This window comes from Streptomyces sp. SP17BM10, from assembly GCF_036322405.1.
Classification (GTDB): domain Bacteria; phylum Actinomycetota; class Actinomycetes; order Streptomycetales; family Streptomycetaceae; genus Kitasatospora.
This window is the reverse complement of the sequence record NZ_JAQYXB010000680.1, coordinates 82,751-100,029: the sequence shown is the minus strand read 5'-3', so window position 1 is coordinate 100,029 and position 17,279 is coordinate 82,751. Positions and strand designations below refer to the sequence as shown.

General features: G+C 74.0%; 20 protein-coding genes and 2 pseudogenes. 18 read left to right on the top strand and 4 right to left on the bottom strand.

What is annotated here, in order from left to right; all coding sequences use genetic code 11:
- The first annotated feature begins 21 nt into the window (after positions 1-21).
- The 5 genes and pseudogenes from PUR71_RS38595 to PUR71_RS38575 all read left to right on the top strand — a co-directional run bounded on the left by PUR71_RS38595 (position 22) and on the right by PUR71_RS38575 (position 4,041).
- On the top strand, positions 22-642 hold the full coding sequence (locus tag PUR71_RS38595; RefSeq protein WP_329931950.1) for a TetR/AcrR family transcriptional regulator: 621 nt from the start codon (positions 22-24) through the stop codon (positions 640-642).
- A gap of 40 nt (positions 643-682) precedes the next feature.
- Positions 683-865: pseudogene (locus PUR71_RS38590) on the top strand (AAA family ATPase); the annotation flags it as partial.
- 95 nt (positions 866-960) lie between these two features.
- Positions 961-3,111, top strand: coding sequence for a CHAT domain-containing protein (locus PUR71_RS38585; protein ID WP_329931949.1), 2,151 nt, complete (start codon positions 961-963; stop codon positions 3,109-3,111).
- Positions 3,112-3,137: 26 nt separating this feature from the next.
- The gene (locus tag PUR71_RS38580) at positions 3,138-3,632 is read left to right on the top strand and encodes a hypothetical protein (RefSeq protein ID WP_329931948.1); all 495 of its coding nucleotides are present in this window, start codon (positions 3,138-3,140) and stop codon (positions 3,630-3,632) included.
- Complete coding sequence (locus tag PUR71_RS38575) at positions 3,625-4,041, top strand: CD225/dispanin family protein (RefSeq protein ID WP_329931947.1); 417 nt, start codon at positions 3,625-3,627, stop codon at positions 4,039-4,041. The genes PUR71_RS38580 and PUR71_RS38575 overlap by 8 nt, the downstream gene beginning before the upstream one ends.
- 32 nt (positions 4,042-4,073) lie before the next feature.
- On the opposite strand, the gene PUR71_RS38570 is transcribed toward PUR71_RS38575, so the two are convergent.
- On the bottom strand, positions 4,074-4,961 hold the full coding sequence (locus PUR71_RS38570; protein WP_329931946.1) for a LysR family transcriptional regulator: 888 nt from the start codon (positions 4,959-4,961) through the stop codon (positions 4,074-4,076).
- Between PUR71_RS38570 and PUR71_RS41430 the strand changes: the two are divergent.
- Together PUR71_RS41430 and PUR71_RS38560 are read left to right on the top strand one after the other, a co-directional pair.
- Positions 4,879-5,445: pseudogene (locus tag PUR71_RS41430) on the top strand (DUF6817 domain-containing protein); the annotation flags it as partial. The gene PUR71_RS38570 and the pseudogene PUR71_RS41430 sit on opposite strands and share 83 nt — an antisense overlap.
- A gap of 219 nt (positions 5,446-5,664) precedes the next feature.
- Complete coding sequence (locus tag PUR71_RS38560; RefSeq protein ID WP_443077729.1) at positions 5,665-6,579, top strand: ketopantoate reductase family protein; 915 nt, start codon at positions 5,665-5,667, stop codon at positions 6,577-6,579.
- 3 nt (positions 6,580-6,582) lie between these two features.
- Here PUR71_RS38560 and PUR71_RS38555 read toward each other — a convergent pair whose 3' ends face one another.
- Positions 6,583-7,491: an EamA family transporter gene (locus PUR71_RS38555; protein ID WP_329931945.1), complete on the bottom strand. Its 909-nt coding sequence runs from the start codon at positions 7,489-7,491 to the stop codon at positions 6,583-6,585.
- Positions 7,492-7,559: 68 nt separating this feature from the next.
- Between PUR71_RS38555 and PUR71_RS38550 the strand changes: the two genes are divergently transcribed.
- The 7 genes from PUR71_RS38550 to PUR71_RS38520 all read left to right on the top strand — a co-directional run bounded on the left by PUR71_RS38550 (position 7,560) and on the right by PUR71_RS38520 (position 13,195).
- Positions 7,560-8,420 (top strand): LysR family transcriptional regulator, encoded by an 861-nt coding sequence (locus PUR71_RS38550; protein ID WP_329931944.1) that lies wholly within the window; start codon positions 7,560-7,562, stop codon positions 8,418-8,420.
- Positions 8,421-8,598: 178 nt separating this feature from the next.
- Positions 8,599-9,129 (top strand): SRPBCC family protein, encoded by a 531-nt coding sequence (locus tag PUR71_RS38545; protein WP_329931943.1) that lies wholly within the window; start codon positions 8,599-8,601, stop codon positions 9,127-9,129.
- A gap of 304 nt (positions 9,130-9,433) precedes the next feature.
- Entirely contained in the window at positions 9,434-9,859 is a 426-nt protein-coding gene (locus PUR71_RS38540; protein ID WP_329931942.1) for a hypothetical protein, read from the top strand.
- Positions 9,860-9,886: 27 nt separating this feature from the next.
- On the top strand, positions 9,887-11,035 hold the full coding sequence (locus tag PUR71_RS38535; protein ID WP_329931941.1) for a sensor histidine kinase: 1,149 nt from the start codon (positions 9,887-9,889) through the stop codon (positions 11,033-11,035).
- Positions 11,032-11,640, top strand: coding sequence for a response regulator transcription factor (locus PUR71_RS38530; protein ID WP_329931940.1), 609 nt, complete (start codon positions 11,032-11,034; stop codon positions 11,638-11,640). The genes PUR71_RS38535 and PUR71_RS38530 overlap by 4 nt, the downstream gene beginning before the upstream one ends.
- A gap of 237 nt (positions 11,641-11,877) precedes the next feature.
- Positions 11,878-12,711, top strand: a complete 834-nt coding sequence (gene nadE / locus PUR71_RS38525; protein WP_329931939.1) for an ammonia-dependent NAD(+) synthetase — start codon at positions 11,878-11,880, stop codon at positions 12,709-12,711.
- 67 nt (positions 12,712-12,778) lie between these two features.
- Positions 12,779-13,195: a DUF2267 domain-containing protein gene (locus PUR71_RS38520; protein ID WP_329931938.1), complete on the top strand. Its 417-nt coding sequence runs from the start codon at positions 12,779-12,781 to the stop codon at positions 13,193-13,195.
- On the opposite strand, the gene PUR71_RS38515 is transcribed toward PUR71_RS38520, so the two are convergent.
- Positions 13,188-13,676, bottom strand: a complete 489-nt coding sequence (locus PUR71_RS38515; protein WP_329931937.1) for a MarR family winged helix-turn-helix transcriptional regulator — start codon at positions 13,674-13,676, stop codon at positions 13,188-13,190. The genes PUR71_RS38520 and PUR71_RS38515 overlap by 8 nt on opposite strands.
- Positions 13,677-13,799: 123 nt before the next feature.
- On the opposite strand from PUR71_RS38515, the gene PUR71_RS38510 reads away from it, so the two are divergent.
- Both PUR71_RS38510 and PUR71_RS38505 read left to right on the top strand, forming a co-directional pair.
- Positions 13,800-14,648 (top strand): NAD(P)H-binding protein, encoded by an 849-nt coding sequence (locus PUR71_RS38510; protein ID WP_329931936.1) that lies wholly within the window; start codon positions 13,800-13,802, stop codon positions 14,646-14,648.
- Positions 14,649-14,655: 7 nt separating this feature from the next.
- Positions 14,656-15,060 carry a MarR family winged helix-turn-helix transcriptional regulator gene (locus PUR71_RS38505; protein ID WP_329931935.1) on the top strand — a complete coding sequence of 135 codons (405 nt, stop codon included), beginning with the start codon at positions 14,656-14,658 and terminating at the stop codon, positions 15,058-15,060.
- 175 nt (positions 15,061-15,235) lie between these two features.
- On the opposite strand, the gene PUR71_RS38500 is transcribed toward PUR71_RS38505, so the two are convergent.
- On the bottom strand, positions 15,236-16,456 hold the full coding sequence (locus PUR71_RS38500; RefSeq protein ID WP_443077725.1) for a helix-turn-helix domain-containing protein: 1,221 nt from the start codon (positions 16,454-16,456) through the stop codon (positions 15,236-15,238).
- 260 nt (positions 16,457-16,716) lie between these two features.
- Here PUR71_RS38500 and PUR71_RS38495 point away from each other — a divergent pair, with 260 nt between their 5' ends.
- Positions 16,717-16,926, top strand: coding sequence for a hypothetical protein (locus tag PUR71_RS38495; protein ID WP_329931933.1), 210 nt, complete (start codon positions 16,717-16,719; stop codon positions 16,924-16,926).
- Complete coding sequence (locus PUR71_RS38490; RefSeq protein WP_329931932.1) at positions 16,890-17,144, top strand: hypothetical protein; 255 nt, start codon at positions 16,890-16,892, stop codon at positions 17,142-17,144. Before PUR71_RS38495 ends, PUR71_RS38490 begins: the two co-directional genes overlap by 37 nt.
- The last annotated feature ends 135 nt before the right edge of the window (positions 17,145-17,279 follow it).

Below are 17,279 nucleotides of genomic sequence, written 5' to 3'. Positions count from 1 at the left end.
ACGTCCGGGAGAATCGTCCGCATGCCCGCCAAATCACCCACCGGCGCCTTCGCCCGGGCCCAGGCCCTGGGCGAGGCCGCGCTGCGCACCGCCCTGCTGGACATCGCCGCCGGCCTGCTCGCCGCCGAGGGCCCGGCCGCGCTGAGCATGCGCCGCGTCGCCGCCGCCGCGGACTGCTCCACCACCGTCCTGTACCGGCACTTCGGGGCCAAGGACGGCATCACGCGGGAGCTCTACCTGGAGGGCTTCGCCCGGCTGCGCCGCCGCCTGGACGCGGTGCCCCGCGGCGACGACCCGGCCGCGCACCTGGCCGCCCTCGGCCGCGCCTACCGGGCCAACGCGCTGGAGGAGCCCAACTTCTACGGCGTCATGCACGGCGAGGGCGTGCCCGGCTTCGTCCCGGACGACGAGTGCCGCCGGGCCGCCGCCGCGAGCCTCGACGTCCTGCGGGAGGCGGCGCGGGCGTGCGTCGGGGCGGGTGTGCTGCGGGCGGACGCCGATGTGGACGAGGTGACGGACACGCTGTGGGCGGCCGCGCACGGCGTGATCAGCCTGGAACGCGGTGGCCACTTCCCTGGCGCCCTCGGCGAGCAGCGTTTCCGGACGCTGACGCGGGCCGCGGTGGGGGCGTTCCTGCCGTAGAAGCCGGCCCTACGGGGCCTCACCCGGCCACCGTCCAGGAGTGACCACGGTGTTCATGATGGTCGTCCTGCCCGGCGCCGGTGAGACGACGCGCGCCCGCCAGCTCGCCGCTGAGCACGGCGCGCTGCGTCTGACGCCGGACGACTGGATGATCCCGCTGTTCGGTGAGGCGGAGGCGGAGGGCGAGCGCGACGCGCCGGAGCGCCGGATGTTCTGGCTCGCCTCGTCGCCGGGCTCTCGCGGATTCCCTGGCGGAACACTAGCCAGCGGCGAGTGAGAGGTGTGGACTGGGAACAGGGCACCGGAGGTGAGCCCGACATGGAAACGGTGCCGTTTCGGTTAACGATCACCGAGGCCGGTGACAGCTGGGTCGTCTCCTGCTCCTCGCGGAGCGGAGAGGCGCATGAGAGCGTGCCGGCACCGTACACGACCGATCAACTGCGGATCGTGCTCCTGGAGGTCGAGAGGTCGCTCATGCGGTCGTGCAGCCCCGTGGTCACGAGGCGCGCGTCGCTGATGGAACGGGCCGTGCGCGACTTCGGCGAGAACCTCTCCGGCGCCGTCCTCGCCAAGAAGATCGGTTTCCAGTTCGACCGGTGCAGGAGTGCGGCCCTGTCCGACGGTGCACCGATGCGGGTGCTGATCCGGACTTACGGGCCGAACGTGTCCCGCATTCCCTGGGAATACATCGTCGACCCCGCACGCGACGACTACCTCGCGCTCCGTGTCCCCATCGTCCGGAACCCCGACTTGATGGATCCCGTGCCCCCGCTGGAGGTCACGCTCCCCCTGCGGGTCCTGGGCGTCTCGGCGGGGCCCGCTGACCTCCCCGTCCTGGACTCGCACGCCGAGCGGGACCGGATCGCGAAGGCCCTGCAGGGGGTGCACTCGAAGAACGTCGACGTCCATTGGCTCCCGAGCGGTCGCTGGAGCGACCTCGCGCGGGCGGTGCGGTCAGGGGAGTGGCACGTCCTGCACTGCGTGTGCCACGGCGGCTTCGACAGCGAACAGAACGAGGGGTTCATCGAGCTGGTGGGGGACGACGGCCGGGCGAGGCAGGTCTACGCCAGCGATTTCGAACGGCTCGTCGCCGAGAGCCGGACGCTGCGGCTCATCGTCCTGAACGCCTGCGAGTCCGCGGTGTGCGGCGCGGACGACGTTTTCAGCGGCACGGCCGCCAACCTTCTGCGCGCAGGGGTGCCGGCGGTCGTGGCGATGCAGTACGAGATAACCGACCAGGCCGCGATCGTCTTCGCGTCGGAGTTCTACGAGCGGATAGCCGAGGGCATTCCGGTGGACCGCGCCGTGACGCTCACCCGGGAAGACGTGAAGATGCGCATGGGCAGCCTGGAATGGGCGACGCCGGTTTTGTTCCTCGCCTCGGACAAGGCCCGGGTCTTCACCGTTCCCGGCGGGGGGCCCGAGCATTCCGCTCCCGGCGGGCGCGACCACCAGACCGCCTCCGGCGGGGCACCCGACGGGAGCGTTCCCGGCGCCGCCACCGACGAGGCGGAGCCCGGCGCGCCGGGGCCGAGGCCACACCGGCCGAGGAGGGAGGAGCCCCGTCAGCCGTCGCTGCGCCGCGTCAGGGCGGTCCCTCCGCTCGGATCCTGTCACCAGCTGGCGCTCGGCCCGCGTGACCTGCTGGCGGTCGCCGACGCCGACAGCGGCACCCGGGTCTTCCGGCTCGCCACCGGGCGGCTCGTCGCCCAGTGCTTCCCGCCGGAGCCTGACGGCGTCGTACAGCTGGCGTGGAGCCCCTGGCCGCGGCACGTGGCCAGCCGGCACGAGAGCGGCAGCGTGGTGATCTGGGACGTCGAGACGGAGGTGCCCGCGAAGGTCATCAGCGTCGGTGCCCGCACGGGCGAGGCGGTGGTGTTCAGCAATGACGGACGGTGGCTCGCGGTGGCGGTCAAGAACCGCGTGCAGGTGTACGACGCCGCGGGCAGGGTGCGTGCGGACATCACCGTCCGCAGGCGGCAGCAGCGGCCCGGGGCGTGGTCCGTGGCGGCGCCGGACCTGATCGGGCCGCTGGCCTTCGCGCCCTGGGACCGGCACGTCCTGGTCGCCTGCGGCGACGGCCTGGTCCGGCAGTTCGACTTCGGGGGGCACGAGGTGATGGGGTGGCCGCATCCGCGGGCCGTCGTCTCACTGGCCGTCGGCGCCGACCGTCTGGTCACCGGCTGCGCGGACGGCCGGGTGCGCATGTGGTCGTGGGACGGTCACCTGATCCAGCACACCGCGCACGGACCGCGGCCCGTGCACCTCGCCTTGTCATCCGACTCGGCGCTGCTCGCCATCGCCGGTGACGACGCCAGCCTGACGGTCTGGGACGTCCACCGGCAGCGGACCGCCGCGGCGGCGCAGCTGGCGGACCGGCCGGTCGGTGCCGGATACCTGTCCGGTGCCGGGGAGTTCGTCACCGGCACGGCCAACGGCGTCGTCGAACGTTGGGCGTTTGAGCCCTGAGGCGTTCCCATGGGAGGAGGACTCACATGACCGGGACCCGAGTGGAGATCTTCTGGCCCGCGTCGCTGCCGGTCGAGGCGGCCACCGGAGCCGAGGAGATCCTTCGTCAGGCCGGCATCGAGACCGCCTGCATGGTGCGACCGGTCCGTCGCGGTGTGGACTCGTACGTCTACGTCCTCATCAGCACGGCCGTGGTGCAGCCGTTCATCAGCACCGTCTTCAGCCGGCTCGCGGAGGATGCGTACTCCGGACTCCGCCGTTTCGTGCACAGGCTGCTCGGACACCCGGACGAGGGGGCGGACGTCCGGGACGCGGCGAGCGGGGGAAGCCGGCCGGACGGAGTCGTGATCGAGTGCCCGGCCGGTACGCAACTCGTCTTCACCCACGACCTTCCGGCGCAGGCGTACCAACGGGCGGTCGACCTCGATCCGGCGGCCGGCCGCTGGATCTGGGACCCGTCGGGAAACCGCTGGACTCCGGTCCCGAGCGGCCCCGGCAGCAAGGAGCGCAGCCATGAGTGACAGGTACGAAGCCCCGCCGCCCGACGAGGACTGGGGGCCGGAACAGACGCCCTGGACGGCGTCGGACCGGAATCAGACCCACCACCGCGGCGGCCCGCAGCCGTCGAGCCCGCCGTGGAGCGGGCAACCGCCCCACTGGCAGCCGGCGCCCGAGCAGGCACCGAGTTCGGGGGCCTATCTCGTCGGCGCGATCCTGGTCACCGTTCTCTGTTTCCCTCCGACCGGAATCGCGGCGATCTACTTCGCCGCCCAGATCTCGTCCCGGACGGGGGCGGGGGACGTCTACGGGGCCGTGAGCGCATCGAAGAAGGCCCGCCTCTGGATCATCGTCAGTCTGGTGATCGGAGTCCTCGTGTGGATCGTCCTCATCGCCTCCGCCTCGTCCACCCCGCCCAGCACCTCGGGGTAGCCCTCGTCCGGTTCGCCCGCCACTCCCCCCGGTCACGGCCCGCAGTGCTCCGCGACGGTGTCCGCGAACGCGCGGGCCAGCGGGGAGAGGGTGTCCCAGCGGCGTACGGCCCAGCCGGCGGTGAGGACGGGCAGAGCGGGGAGGGGGATCAGCCGCAGGCCCGGGTGGCCGGGGCCCTGCCACTCGGGGAGGGCGGGCACGACGGCCTGCCCGAGGCCGAGTTCGGCGAGCAGGATCGCGGTGTCCCAGTCCGCGACGCTGGTGTCGAAGACCGCCCGGATGCCCGACCGGGCGAGCCAGGCGTCGAGCTGGGAGCGCGAGATCGAGTTCTGCGGCAGCCCGATGAGCCGGGCGTCCTGGAGGTCGACCGGGTCGACGTGGGCGCGGCCGGCGAGCGGGTCCCCGGCGGCGACGGCCAGCACCCACGGCAGGCTGAGGACCGGCCGCTGCTCGATGCCGCGCCCGGGGGAGCCGAGGGTCGTCCAGGCGAGGTCGACGCGCCCGGCGGTGAGCGCCTCGAAGCAGCTGCGGCTGGACACCTCCGTCTGGAACTCCAGGCTCACCCCCGGGAAGCGGTGGCGGAAGTCGACGACGGCCGCCGACATGAAGTGCCGGATGCTGGTGGCGCCGGTCGTGATCCGCACCGATCCGCCCTCCCCGCGGGCGAGTTCGTCGATGCCGCGCAGCGCGTGGTCGATGCCGCCGAGGCTGTCGACGGCCGCCGCGCGCAGCAGGTGCCCGGCCTTCGTCGGCACGACGCCGCGCGGGTGGCGTTCCAGCAGGACGACGCCGAGCTCCCGTTCGAGCCGCTTCACGTGCTGGCTGACGGCGGACTGCGTGCAGGACAGCCGGCGGGCGACGGCGCTGAGCGAGCCGGCCTGGCACACCGCGGCGAAGACGCGGAGATCGTCGAGGGTCACGGCGGTCACGGTACGCCCGCGCCGACCCAAGCTTTTGCTTGGGGGTTCCCCAGTGAACCCGTGGATTGACTTGGGTGTCCGCCCGGCTCGATCATCGCTGCAGGGCCCTGGGCGGCAACCCGCCGGCAGTCCTCGCGCGTTCCGGACGCAAGGCGGGGGCACGGCGGGTGCCGACCCGCAACGCGCCGAGAGGAAAACCGACTTGTCCACCCTTCAGGCCACCACCCGTCGGGCCGTCGAGCTGCTGACCGAGCTCGGTGCCGACGTCGTCGAGCACCCCGGTGGCACCCTGCTCGCCCACCTGGAACGCGTCCGCCGGCAGCTCGCCGACTGGGGCGCCCGCCCGGAGCTCCAGCTCGCCGGGCTCTGCCACGCCGCCTACGGGACGGACGGCTTCCCGGCCGCCCTCCTGCCGCTCGACCGCCGGGCCGACCTGGCCGCCGTGATCGGTCCCGGCGCGGAACGGATCGTCCACCGGTACGCGAGCTGCGACCGCCGCGCCACCTACCCCGAACTGCCCGGCCCGGACGCCGTCTTCCACGACCGCTTCACCGGCCGCGCGTCCACCCCGGACCCGTCCGACCTGCGCGACTTCGCCGAGCTGAGCTGCGCCAACGAGCTCGACCTCGCCCGGATCGACCCCGCCTTCCGCGAGCGGTGGGGCGCGGACCTGCTCGCCCTGTTCACCCGGCTGCGCCCGCTGCTGAGCCCGGCCGCGTGGGAGGCCTGCCAGGCCGTCCTCGGCTCCCGCCGGACGGTCGCCGTGCTCGGCCCCGGCGGGGTCGGCGGGCTGCTCGCCGCACTGCTGGCGCGGGCCGGACACCGGGTGATCTGCCTCGCCGGGGACGCCACCGCCGAGACGCTGCGCCGGGACGGGATCCGGGTGCGCAGCGCCCAGTTCGGGGAGTTCACCGCACCCGTGGAGGCGGACACCGAACTGCGCGAGCCCGTCGACCTGTGCCTGGTGACCGTCAAGCACACCCACCTGGCGGAGGCACTCGAACGGGTGCCGCCCGCCCTCGTCGCGGACGGTCTGGTGGTCCCCCTGCTGAACGGCGTCGAGCACCCGGCGCGGCTGCGCGCGCGGTTCGGGGCGGAGCGGGTGGCCGGGGCCGTCGTCCGGGTCGAGTCGGCCCGGGTGGCGCCGGGCGTGATCGAGCACGGCAGCCCGTTCACCGAGATCGACCTCGCCGGCCCGGCCGACCGGCTCGCCCCGGTGGCACGCCTGCTCGACGGCGCGGGCGTGCGCAGCCGGCTGAACGAGGACGAACCGGCCGTGCTGTGGGCCAAGCTCGCTTTCCTCGCGCCGTTCGCGCTGCTCACCACCCGCTACGGGATCCCGATCGGCGGCGTCCGCGCCGAGCACCGCGCCGAGCTGGAAACCCTCGTGGCGGAGGCCGCCGCCGTCGCCCGCGCGTGCGGCGCCCCGACGGACCCGGCGAAGTCCCTGGCCCTCTACGACGCGTTCCCGCCCACCGCGAAGTCCTCCATGCAACGCGACGCCGAGGCGGGCCGCCCCCTGGAACTCGACGCCATCGGCGGAGCCCTCCTCCGCACGGCCGCCCACCACGGCGTCCCCGTCCCGCTCGCGACCCGCCTGGTGGGCGAGCTGGGCTGAGGGCTACGCCCGGCCCGTGCGGACGGCGCCCGCGCTGGCGGCCATCACCAGGACGATCGCCGCGCACTGCGACGCCGACAGGGTCTGGTCCAGGACCAGGAAACCGGCCAGGGCGCCGACCGCCGGGGCGAGGCTCATCAGCACCGCGAAGGTCGCCGCCGGGAGGCGTCGCAGGGCGAGCACCTCCAGGGCGTACGGCAGGCCGGAGGAGAGCAGCGCCACGGCCAGCCCGAGTGCCAGCACCCCCGGGGAGAGCAGGGCGGTGCCGGCGGCGGCGAGCCCCAGCGGCAGGCTCATCAGCGCCGCCACGGACATCGCCACCACGAGCCCGTCCAGGCGCGGGAAGCGGGCGCCGGAGCGGGAGTTGAGGACGATGTACGCCGCCCACAGCGCCCCGGCGGCGAGCGCGAACCCGGCGCCCGTCGGGTCGAGCCGTTCGAAGCCGTCCCGTCCGAGCAGGAAGACGCCCGCGAGCGCGAGCGCCGCCCACACCAGGCTCACCGCCCGGCGGGCGGCGACCACCGACAGCACCAGCGGGCCGAGCACCTCCAGCGTCACGGCGGGGCCCAGCGGGATCCGGTCGATCGCCTGGTAGAAGAGGATGTTCATGCCGCCGAGCGCCACCCCGAAGGCCCCGGCGACGGCCCAGTCCGTACGACTGTGGCCGCGCAGCCGGGGCCGGCAGACGGCCAGGAGCAGGACGGCCGCGATCGTCACCCGCAGCGCGACCGTCCCGAACGGCCCCACGCGCGGGAACAGCAGTGCGGCGACGGCCGAGCCGAACTGCACCGACAGCGTGCCGCCCAGCACCAGCCCGATCCCGCCGAAGCCGGCCCCGGTACGGCTCACCGGGGCGCTCGGGACGGCCGTGGCCGCCGCCGGCCGGGACAACCCGGACATCGTGTTCGTCATGCCCCCACCGTAAGGAGTCGTTCGTGCGCCGGGAAATGCCGATCGCCGAGCCGTTATGCTTCCGAAGCATGACCATCGAGCTGCGCCACCTGCGGGCCTTCCTCGCCATCGTCGAGGAGGGCACGATCACCCGCGCCGCCGCCCGCCTCCACACCGGTCAGCCCGCGCTCTCCCGCACCCTGCGCCAGCTTGAGGACCACCTCGGCGTCCGCCTGATCGACCGCTCCACCCACCACCTGGAGCTCACCGCCGCCGGCCGCACCTTCCGCGACCGCGCCGCCGCCGCGCTCGCCGCCGTGGACAGCGCCCTCGACCCCCGCACGCTCGCCTCCCCACCGCTGCGCCTCGGCCACCCCTGGGCCGCCCTCGGCGACCACACCATCCCGCTGCTGCGCCGCTGGGACGAGGAACACCCCGACGTGCCGCTCGAACTGCGCCGCATCGACGACCGCACGGCCGGCCTCACCCAGGGCCGGGTCGACATCGCCCTGCTGCGCGGCGAGGTCACGGCGCCCGGCGTCGTCGTCGAACGGCTCCTGGACGAGGAGCGGGTGGCGGTGGTGCCCGCCGCGAGCGACCTCGCCGACCGCGAGGTCCTCACCCTCGCGGACCTCGCGGCCTGGCCGGTCGCCCTCAACACGGTCGCGGGCACCACGACCCTCGACCTGTGGCCGGCCGGCCACCGCCCGGCCGCGACGATCGAGGTCGCCAACACCGACGAGTGGCTGACCGCCATCGCCGCCGGCCGGGCCGTCGGCATCTCCACGGCCGCGACGCCCCGGCTGCACAAGCACCCCGCGATCGCCTACCGCCCGCTCGCCGACGCCCCGCCCGTCCCGCTGTTCCTGGCCTGGCGCCGGGGCGTCCCGGCGCACCCGGCCATCCCGGACCTGGTCCGGCTGGCGCGCGCGGTGGTGACCGGGAACTGACGGTCTGCGAACGGTTTGTCCGTAGGGCGGCGGCCGAACGTCGAGGGTCCGGTGAGCGGGGCGGAGAAGATCGCCGGTGTTTCGTCCGGCACCTGTCGAGGTCCATGACAACTCGCTAGCATCACGGACGGTAACCATCCGGGAACCGTGACGGTCCCGGCGACGGAGGGGAAGCGCCATGCGATACGCGGACGGACCGCGGACGTACTGCGAGGTGCACATCAAGGCCACGGTCGAGGAGGTCTGGTCGCTGGTCACCGACATCGCCCTGCCCGCCCGGCTCAGCCCCGAACTCCGGGGCGTCGCCTGGCTCGACGGCGCGGAGGGGCCCGCGGTCGGGGCCCGCTTCGAGGGCCACAACGAGAACGAGCGGCTGGGCAACTGGCGCACGGTCTCCCACGTGACGGAACTGACCGACCGGGAGGTGTTCGCGTGGATCGTCACCGACGCGGACGGCCGGTTCGGCAGCCCCTCGGCGGACCCGGAGGCCTCGCTCGCCTCCTGGCGCTACGAGCTCACGCCGGAGGACGGCGGCACCCGGCTGCGCCACTCGGTGCTGATCGGGCCCGGCCGCAACGGGGTGACGGCCGCCATCGACCGGTGGCCGGACCGCGAGGAGCAGATCATCGAGGTCCGCCTCGGCGAGCTGCGCACCGGCATGACGGCCACCCTCGACGGCATCAAGACCCTGGCAGAGCAGGGGAGTTAGCCCTGCGGCCGGAACCGTCCCACAGAGCAGGGACATCGGGCATCACCTTGGCAGACCGCACCGTGCACGGTCGCACGTCGGAAGACCGCACCGTGGAAGACCACGCCGAACTCCTCGACGCCGTCCGCGCGTCCGCCGCCCGGTTCGCCGCCTCCGCCTCGGCCCTGACCGGGGCGGAGGCGCGCGGGCCGTCGGCGCCGCCCGGCTGGAGCCGGGCGCACGCGGGGACGCTGACATTTGTCACGCCCCATCGGTGTGCGAGCACACTGCCCCGCGCGGGGTGCCCCCGGCCAGCATGAATGCCATGACCTCGACCGCTCTGAACCACCCCGAGACCCTCCGGGCCTTCCGCACCGTCCGCCGCCTCCTGGCCGCCTACCTCGCGGTCAGCCTCGGCACGATGGCCGCGATCGTCGCGCTCGCCGCCCACCCCGATCTCGTCAACGTCGCCGTCTGGATCCGCGGCAGCGCCGTCGCGGCCAGTTCGCTGATCACGCTCGTCCTGGCCGCCAAGGCGGCCGGGGGCTCGACCGGCGCGTTCCGCCGGCTGCGGATCATCTCGACCGCCATGCTCGTCGCGATCGTCGTGATCATCGCGATGCCGGGCACGTTCCCGCTCTGGATGAAGGCCGAACAGGCCCTGTGCGGGGCCCTGCTGCTGGGGGTGGCGGTGATCCTCAACGGGCGCCACCTGCGTACGCTCTTCGCGGCCGGCACCCCGGCTGCCTGAGACCCGACGGACGGAGAGGGCGCGCCCGTGACCGACCAAGGCCCCGAACCCGGCTCGCACCGGTGGGCGTACGGCTGGCGGCGCATCATGCTGGCCACCGGGATGCTCGTCTACCCGGCCCTCACCGCCCTGGGCGTGTCCCACACCGTCGCCGGTGCGTGGGCCGTCGCGGGGCACGCGGTCGTCGCCGCCTTCACCGTCTGCTATGCGGCCGGCGGCATCGCGTTCGCCCGCGGCCGGCGGCGGCAGGCCGAGCTCCTGACGGCAGGGCAGGCGGCGCTGTTCGTCGCCGCCATGCCGTTCGCCCACGCCGACGCGTTCTTCCTCGGCACCGGCGTCGTCTCCTTCGTCGCCGTGCTGTTCCCCGCCCGGGCCACCGCGGCCGTGGCGGCCGGGACGGTCGGTGCCCTCCTCCTGCCGTGGGCGGTGCGGCCCTGGCACGCCGGGCCAGGCTGGTTCCAGGCGCTGGCCTTGCTGTTCAGCACGCTCACCGTGCGCGGGTTCTCCGAGATCGCGACCACCAACCAGGAACTCGTCGCCGCCCGGGCCGAGGTGGCGCGCCTGGCCTCGGAGGCCGAGCGCAACCGGATCGCCCGGGATCTGCACGACCTGCTCGGGCACTCGCTCACCGCGATCACCGTCAAGTCCCGCCTGGCGCAGCGGCTCGCCGCCAAGGACCTCGCCCTGGCGGTCGAGGAGATGGCCGCCGTGGAGGACCTCTCCCGCCAGGCGCTCGCCGACGTCCGGGCGGCGGTCTCCGGCTACCGCGAGGTGACGCTGGCCGCCGAACTCGCCCGCGGACGCGAGCTGTTGCGCGCCGCCGGGGTGGTCGCCGACCTGCCGGGCGCCACCGACGCCGTGGCCCCCGCGCACCGGGAGCTGTTCGGCTGGGTCGTCCGGGAGGGCCTGACCAACGTCGTCCGGCACGCCCGGGCCGAGCGCTGTGCGGTGCTGCTCACCGGCACCTCGGTCGAGATCCGCGACGACGGGCCCGGCAAGGGTGGGGGCGCGGGCCCGGGTGACGGCAAGGGTCTCGCGGGACTGCGCGAACGGGTCGCCGCGGCGGACGGTAGCGTCGAGGCCGGCCCGCTGGGTCAGCGCGGATGGCGGTTGAGGGTCACCGTCCCCGCCGTCCCCGGCAGGCCGCACGCACCCGCCGGGGAAGGAAGCCGATGACGATCCGTCTGCTGCTCGCGGAGGACCAGGAGCTGGTCCGCACCGCCCTGCGCACGCTGCTCGACCTGGAGGACGACTTCACCGTGGTCGCCGCCGTCGGCCGCGGCGACCAGGTCGTGGACGCGGCTCGCGAGCACCGGCCCGACGTGGCCCTGCTGGACATCGAGATGCCCGGACTGGACGGCCTCGCCGCCGCCGCGGTCCTCGCCCAGCAGGTGCCGGACTGCCGGGTGGTGATCCTCACGACCTTCGGACGGGCCGGCTACCTGCGGCGCGCCATGGAGGCGGGCGCGGTCGGCTTCGTCGTCAAGGACGCGCCGGCCGAGGTGCTGGCCGACGCGATCCGGCGGGTCGACGCGGGGGAGCGGGTGGTGGACCCGGAGCTGGCCGCCGCGACCCTCGCCGCGGGCGCCTCGCCGCTCACCGCGCGCGAGCGCGACGTCCTGAACGCCTGCCGCTCGGGCGCGGACGTGGCCGAGATCGCCGCCAAGCTGTACCTGTCGGAGGGGACGGTCCGCAACTACTTCTCGTCCGCGATCGCCAAGACCGCCAGCCGCAACCGGCTGGAGGCGCTGCGGGTGGCGGACGAGCGCGGCTGGCTCTGAGACCGGGTACCGGGGGCGGCTCCCGGAGGGCGGGCGCAGGGTGACGGTGGTCGCACCGGGGCGGAAGGCCTTGGCCGCGCCGCCGGAACGGATCATGCTGGCACCCGGAAGCACGTCCGAAACGCGCCCCGGGCACGCCCGAAACGCGCCCCGGGCACGCCCCGAGCGCGTCCCGGGCACGCCCCGAGCGCGTCCGAAGCACGCTCCGGGCACGTCCGAAGCACGAGGAGTCCCGCCATGTCCGAACCCCTGCCCGCCGACGTCCAGCGGGAGGTCGCCCGCGCCCTGGGCGTCGCCGCCGTCCCGAGCGCCGAGCAGGAGGCCGAGCGCCGGATCGCCTTCCTCGTGGAGCAGGTGCGCGCGGCCGGTGCCCGCACGCTCGTCCTCGGCATCAGTGGCGGCGTCGACTCCACGACCACCGGACGGCTCTGCCAGCTCGCCGCCGAGCGGCTGCGCGCCGAGGGCCACGAGGCCGAGTTCTGGGCGATGCGGCTGCCCCACGGCGTGCAGGCCGACGAGGCGGACGCCCAGCTGGCGCTGGACTTCATCCGGCCCGACCGGGTCCTCACCGTGGACATCAAGCCCGCCACCGACGGCGCGATGGACGCCCTGGCGGCCGCCGGTCTGACCTTCCGGGACGGCGCCCACGAGGACTTCGTCCGCGGCAACACCAAGGCCCGGCAGCGGATGATCGTCCAGTACGCCGCCGCCGGCGCGTCCGACGGGGTCGTGATCGGCACGGACCACGCGGCGGAGGCCGTCACCGGCTTCTTCACCAAGTTCGGCGACGGCGCGGCCGACCTCATGCCGCTGTCAGGCCTGACGAAGCGCCAGGTGCGCGCGCTGGCCGAGCTGCTGGGGGCGCCGGCGGCGCTCGTCCACAAGGTGCCCACCGCCGACCTGGAGACGCTCGCGCCCGGCAAGCCCGACGAGGACGCCCTCGGCGTCGGCTACGACGCGCTGGACGACTTCCTGGAGGGGCGCCCGGTCAGCGAGGAGGTGTTCCGCACGGTGCTCGGCCACTACCGCCGCACCGAGCACAAGCGTCGCCTGCCCGTCGTCCCGTCGTAGCGGGCACCGGTCCGGCGGCGTAGCCTCACAGAGGGGGTCTCGCCCGCCGGCGGAAGGGGACTCGGCCATGAAGCACGACGAGATCATCGCCACCGTCCAGGACCTCGCCGGGCTCCCCGACCGCGCCGCCGCCGAGCGCGCCACGAAGGCCGTCCTGCTCACCCTCGGCGAGCGGCTGCCCTCCGGGCTCGCCGTGCACGTCGCCGCCCAGCTGCCGCCCGAGCTCGCCGCCGCCGTGCGGGAGGCGGTCCGGGAGGCCGACGAGGAGGGCCGCACCCACGCCTCCGGCGAGCGCTTCGGCCTGCCCGTCTTCGCCGGCCGGATCGCCGGCCGGGCCGGCACGGGCGAGGACGGCGGCATCCGCGAGGCCGCCGCCGTCCTGGAGGTCCTGGACGCGGCGCTCGCGCCGGACCTGATGGACAAGCTGGCCGCCGTCCTCCCGCGCGACATCGCCGAGCTGCTGCCCTCGGGGCGCGCTACGTAGTGGCTTTGCGCTCGGCCAGCCGGTCGAGGGAGTCGACGTACTTGAGCATCAGGCGGGCGAATTCGAGCCGGTCGCGCTCGGCCCAGTCGGCGGTGATGAAGTCGTACGCGTTGCGCTGGTGGCGCCGCAGCCGGGCGATCAGCTCGGTGCCGGCCGGGCTGAGGTGGAGGACCGTGCGGCGGCCGTCCTGCTGGGAGGCGGCGCGGGTCAGGTAACCGGCCTTGATGCTGTCGCCCACCATGCGGCTCGCGACGGACGGGTCCACGCCGAGGAGTTCGGCCACCGCGCCGACGGTGATCTCGGCCTCGGAGTCGCGGGTGTGCTGCTCGACGAGGTTGAGGACGAGGGTGCGGCTGAGGTCCTTGGCCGAGATGGGGTTCTCGACCTCCAGGAGCGAGGTGCGGCGCAGCTTGCCGAACGCGGGGCCCACAGCGTTCAGCAGTTCCTCGGCCGTGAGGTCGGCCGGGTCGTTCGTCGTCATGGCGTCCATCCTAAGGTCCATGAGTGACGGAAGGCATGTGTTGACTTCCAATTGCATGCATGTGAGCATGCATATGTGTCACAGCAAGGAGCTGTGCACTCTCATGCAACGGGGGGACCCTCCATGACCGTCCTCGTCACCGGCGCCCGCGGCAAGGTCGCCCGCGCCGTCCTCGACCGCCTGCACGCCGCCGGCTTGCCGGTCCGCGCCGCCAGTGCCAGGCTCGCCGACCTGTCCGTCCCGGCGGGCGTGGGCACCGTCGAGCTCGTCCTCGGCAGGCCCGAGACCTTCGCCGCCGCGCTCGACGGCGTGCGCCAGGTCTTCCTCTACCCCGAGCCGGCCGGCATCGGCGCCTTCGTCGAGGCCGCCCGCGCGGCCGGCGTCGAGCACGTCGTGCTGCTCTCGTCCTCGTCCGTCCTCGCGCCCGGCGCCGAGGCCGACCCGCTCGGCTCGCACAACCTCTCCGTCGAGCGTGCCCTCGCCGCGAGCGGCCTGTCGTGCACCTTCCTGCGCCCCGATGCCTTCGCCACCAACGCGTTCGCCTGGACGCACCCGATCGGCCGCGCCCTTCCGGTCGAACTCGCCTACCCCGAGGCGTCGTTGGCACCGATCCACCCCGAGGACATCGCCGACGTCGCGGTCGAGGCGCTGACCGGTACCGCCCTGCGCGGCCACGCCGTCACCCTCACCGGCGCCCAGGCGCTGACCTTCCGCGAGCAACTCGCCGTCCTGTCGGAGGTGCTCGACCGCGACATCGCCGTCAAGGCCATCGGCCGGGCCGAGGCCGAAGAACAGATGGCGCGCTTCATGCCGCCCGCGATGGCCGGCTCCCTGCTCGACGTCTGGGCCGCCGCCTCCGCGACGCCCGCCACCATCGCCGACACCACCGAAACCCTGCTCGGCACGCCCGCCCGGACCTTCCGCCAGTGGGCCGCCGAGAACGCGCCCGCCTTCACCGCTCCGGGGGAGTGACCTCGACATGAACCCCATCGGCTACTGGCTCAACCGCACCGACCAGGCGCTCACCGCCCACATGAACGGCATGCTCGCCGATTTCGGCCTTACCCGGACGGCGTGGCAGGTCCTCAACGTGGTCGGTGACACCCCGGATGCGCGCGACACGGACGTCCACGCCGCCCTCGCCGCGAACGCCGACGGCCCGGCCCGGACGGCCGCCATCGCCACCGTCCTCGCCGACGGCTGGACGACCCGCCCGGCCCCCGGCCGCCTCACCCTCACCCCGTCCGGCCGCGACCGGCTGGCCTCTGTCGAGCAGAGGGTCGCCGCATTCCGCGAACTCGCCACGGCGGGGATCACGTTGGACGAGTACCGCACGGCCGTCAGCGTCCTCGAACGGATGACCCGCAACCTGGAGGTGCAGTAGGGGCGGGCCGCGCGCGATACTCGTCCATGCCGTCCGTCACCGGGGGGCGAGACGGGTGGCTCGACACAGTGTGCGCTGACGAACTCGCGCCGTTCGTCGACGAGTGGGTGTTGGCATGCCCGGAATTCTCGGTGGACCGGACTGCCCGCGCTCCACGTCGCTTGACCAGTGGCGCCTACGCGACGCCGGTGCGTGCAGCGAGCTCCCGGACGCCGGCCACTGCCACCGGTGCGTAGAGCAGGTCCGCTGTGAGCGCCCGCAACGCCGGTCGGCGCACTTCCTCGGGGGCCACCTGTTCGGTGAACCGCAGGGCCGCGAACGTACGGCGGTGGTCGCCGAGGTGGTGCCACATCCGGGCACAGTCGGTGCCGTACCGGGCACGCCGCTCCGCTGTGGGCAACTGCGCGGACTCGATGCGCGCGGCGTACGGGATGCCTTCGTCAGGAGTGCCCAACGCGGTGTGCACGCCGATCCAGTAGAGGTCGGCCTGCGCTCTCGTGGCGTCGACAGTGAATAGCGCAGTGGCCGGGCGGATCCTCACGTCGGCGAGGCGGTCGACTGCATCTCCAGCGCCCGTCATCAGCTCAAGGGCTTCGCCTCGGCGCTGGCCGCATGCGGCCGTGTAGGCGGCCGTCATCAGCAACGTAGCTGCTACCGCCCGAGGCACGTCTCCGTGGTCCCGTGAGAGCGAGTCGGCGGTACGGCGTAGAAGGTCGACCGCGGCGGCCGGCCGTCCGGCACGCCGCATCGTGATCGCCAGCACCCGGGCCGCCTCCCCGTGCACCACCGGGTCCCCGCTGGACTGCGCTGCGGCTAGCGCCCGGTCTGCGGCCGGCCACGCGACGTCGGAGTGGATCTTCAATGCGACCTCCGTCGCGAGGACCCAGCCGCGGGCCACGTACGCGTGCGCCTCCTCCCGCGCCCGGCCGGAAAGCATGTCGCGGGTTGCCTGGGCCGTGCCCAGAAGGTCAGGCAGAGCCTCGCCGAGGTCCTGGTAGCGCGCCGCCGTGAATTGCGCGCGTGCCGTACCCAGCAACTGCGCGAGCTGCCGCAGAGACGTGGGCGCTGTCGCCGAGGTCTCGTACAGTGCTCCGACGATCCGAGCCGATGCGTCCGGACGTCCCGCAGCCGTCGCTGAGGGCGGGAACATCGACGCCCCGGTCGCCGCCATACCGGCCACGAGCAGCTGCCTGCGGAGCATGGCGTCCTCCTGGTCAGGGGTCACATCCCTGGCCAGACTAGCCGGTCGGCCCACACCGATGGCGTCAAGCGACAGGTGTAACGCCTTGGCGATCAGCAGGAGCGGCTGCTCGGCCGGCTGCAGCAGGCCCGCCTCGATCCGGCTGATCGCGGACGCCGAGTAGCCGCACGCACGACCCAGTTGGGCCTGAGTCATCCGCTGTGCGCACCGGGCCGCTCTGATGATCGTCCCGAGCTGACGCTGACGTGACACGGTGCCGCCCTTCGACTGCGCGCGGTGGCCACCGTACCGACGGGGCGGTACTCGCGGGCAGGGCGTGCATGGCCCGTGCGGGGCGCGCACAGGGCGTGCGGGAGGGCCCTCCAAGTCTCCCCAGGCGGCTGTCGGCGGAGTTGTCTGGTGAGTGCCCCGGCCGGGCGTTTCCCCATCCGATTCTCATCAGAGGAGAGCGCATCATGAGCGCGACGCCGCTGCTCGACCGGGCCGACGTTCAGGACCAGCCCACCGGCCAGAACCTGCCCACCGCGGCCTTGGAGCCCAGTACCCTGCTGGGGCGGGACCGCGAGCCGAGCGCCCGCACCTGCCCGGTCCGCGGATCGGGCGCCACCTACCAGACCATGGACGGCCGATGGGGCTGCACCTCGTGCGGCTCCACCTGGGCCTGACACCCCGGGAGGACCCGATGGCGAACTGCGCGCAGTGCCATGCTGCTGCGGTGATGGAAGACCTCGACGTGCAGCCGCCGCAGCCCTGGTGCCTCGGGTGCGCCACTGCCCTCGTCCGGGCCGGTGACCCGGTGGTCAACTACCGTCCGTTCGATGCCCGGGACGAGTACGCTCGCGTGCTCGCCGGTGGCAGCACCGCGGCACTGCCCTTCCGTTGATGGACACGGTAGCGCCTCCCGCTCGGCACGAGGTCGAGCGGGGGCGGGTGGTCGGTTCTGGCTATCAGCGGGTGGGGCGACCGGGGGTGCGGCGGGCGCGGACATCCTGAGCCGACTGGGGGCCAGGGCGAACTC

Bases quoted from the DNA above. Each gene is read 5' to 3' on its own strand.
- PUR71_RS38595 (WP_329931950.1), top strand. From the start codon at position 22: ATGCCCGCCAAATCACCCACCGGCGCCTTCGCCCGGGCCCAGGCCCTG.
- PUR71_RS38585 (WP_329931949.1), top strand. From the start codon at position 961: ATGGAAACGGTGCCGTTTCGGTTAACGATCACCGAGGCCGGTGACAGC.
- PUR71_RS38580 (WP_329931948.1), top strand. From the start codon at position 3,138: ATGACCGGGACCCGAGTGGAGATCTTCTGGCCCGCGTCGCTGCCGGTC.
- PUR71_RS38575 (WP_329931947.1), top strand. From the start codon at position 3,625: ATGAGTGACAGGTACGAAGCCCCGCCGCCCGACGAGGACTGGGGGCCG.
- PUR71_RS38555 (WP_329931945.1), bottom strand. From the start codon at position 7,491: ATGACGAACACGATGTCCGGGTTGTCCCGGCCGGCGGCGGCCACGGCC.
- PUR71_RS38550 (WP_329931944.1), top strand. From the start codon at position 7,560: ATGACCATCGAGCTGCGCCACCTGCGGGCCTTCCTCGCCATCGTCGAG.
- PUR71_RS38545 (WP_329931943.1), top strand. From the start codon at position 8,599: ATGCGATACGCGGACGGACCGCGGACGTACTGCGAGGTGCACATCAAG.
- PUR71_RS38540 (WP_329931942.1), top strand. From the start codon at position 9,434: ATGACCTCGACCGCTCTGAACCACCCCGAGACCCTCCGGGCCTTCCGC.
- PUR71_RS38530 (WP_329931940.1), top strand. From the start codon at position 11,032: ATGACGATCCGTCTGCTGCTCGCGGAGGACCAGGAGCTGGTCCGCACC.
- nadE (WP_329931939.1), top strand. From the start codon at position 11,878: ATGTCCGAACCCCTGCCCGCCGACGTCCAGCGGGAGGTCGCCCGCGCC.
- PUR71_RS38520 (WP_329931938.1), top strand. From the start codon at position 12,779: ATGAAGCACGACGAGATCATCGCCACCGTCCAGGACCTCGCCGGGCTC.
- PUR71_RS38515 (WP_329931937.1), bottom strand. From the start codon at position 13,676: ATGACGACGAACGACCCGGCCGACCTCACGGCCGAGGAACTGCTGAAC.
- PUR71_RS38510 (WP_329931936.1), top strand. From the start codon at position 13,800: ATGACCGTCCTCGTCACCGGCGCCCGCGGCAAGGTCGCCCGCGCCGTC.
- PUR71_RS38505 (WP_329931935.1), top strand. From the start codon at position 14,656: ATGAACCCCATCGGCTACTGGCTCAACCGCACCGACCAGGCGCTCACC.
- PUR71_RS38500 (WP_443077725.1), bottom strand. From the start codon at position 16,456: ATGACTCAGGCCCAACTGGGTCGTGCGTGCGGCTACTCGGCGTCCGCG.
- PUR71_RS38495 (WP_329931933.1), top strand. From the start codon at position 16,717: ATGAGCGCGACGCCGCTGCTCGACCGGGCCGACGTTCAGGACCAGCCC.
- PUR71_RS38490 (WP_329931932.1), top strand. From the start codon at position 16,890: ATGGGGCTGCACCTCGTGCGGCTCCACCTGGGCCTGACACCCCGGGAG.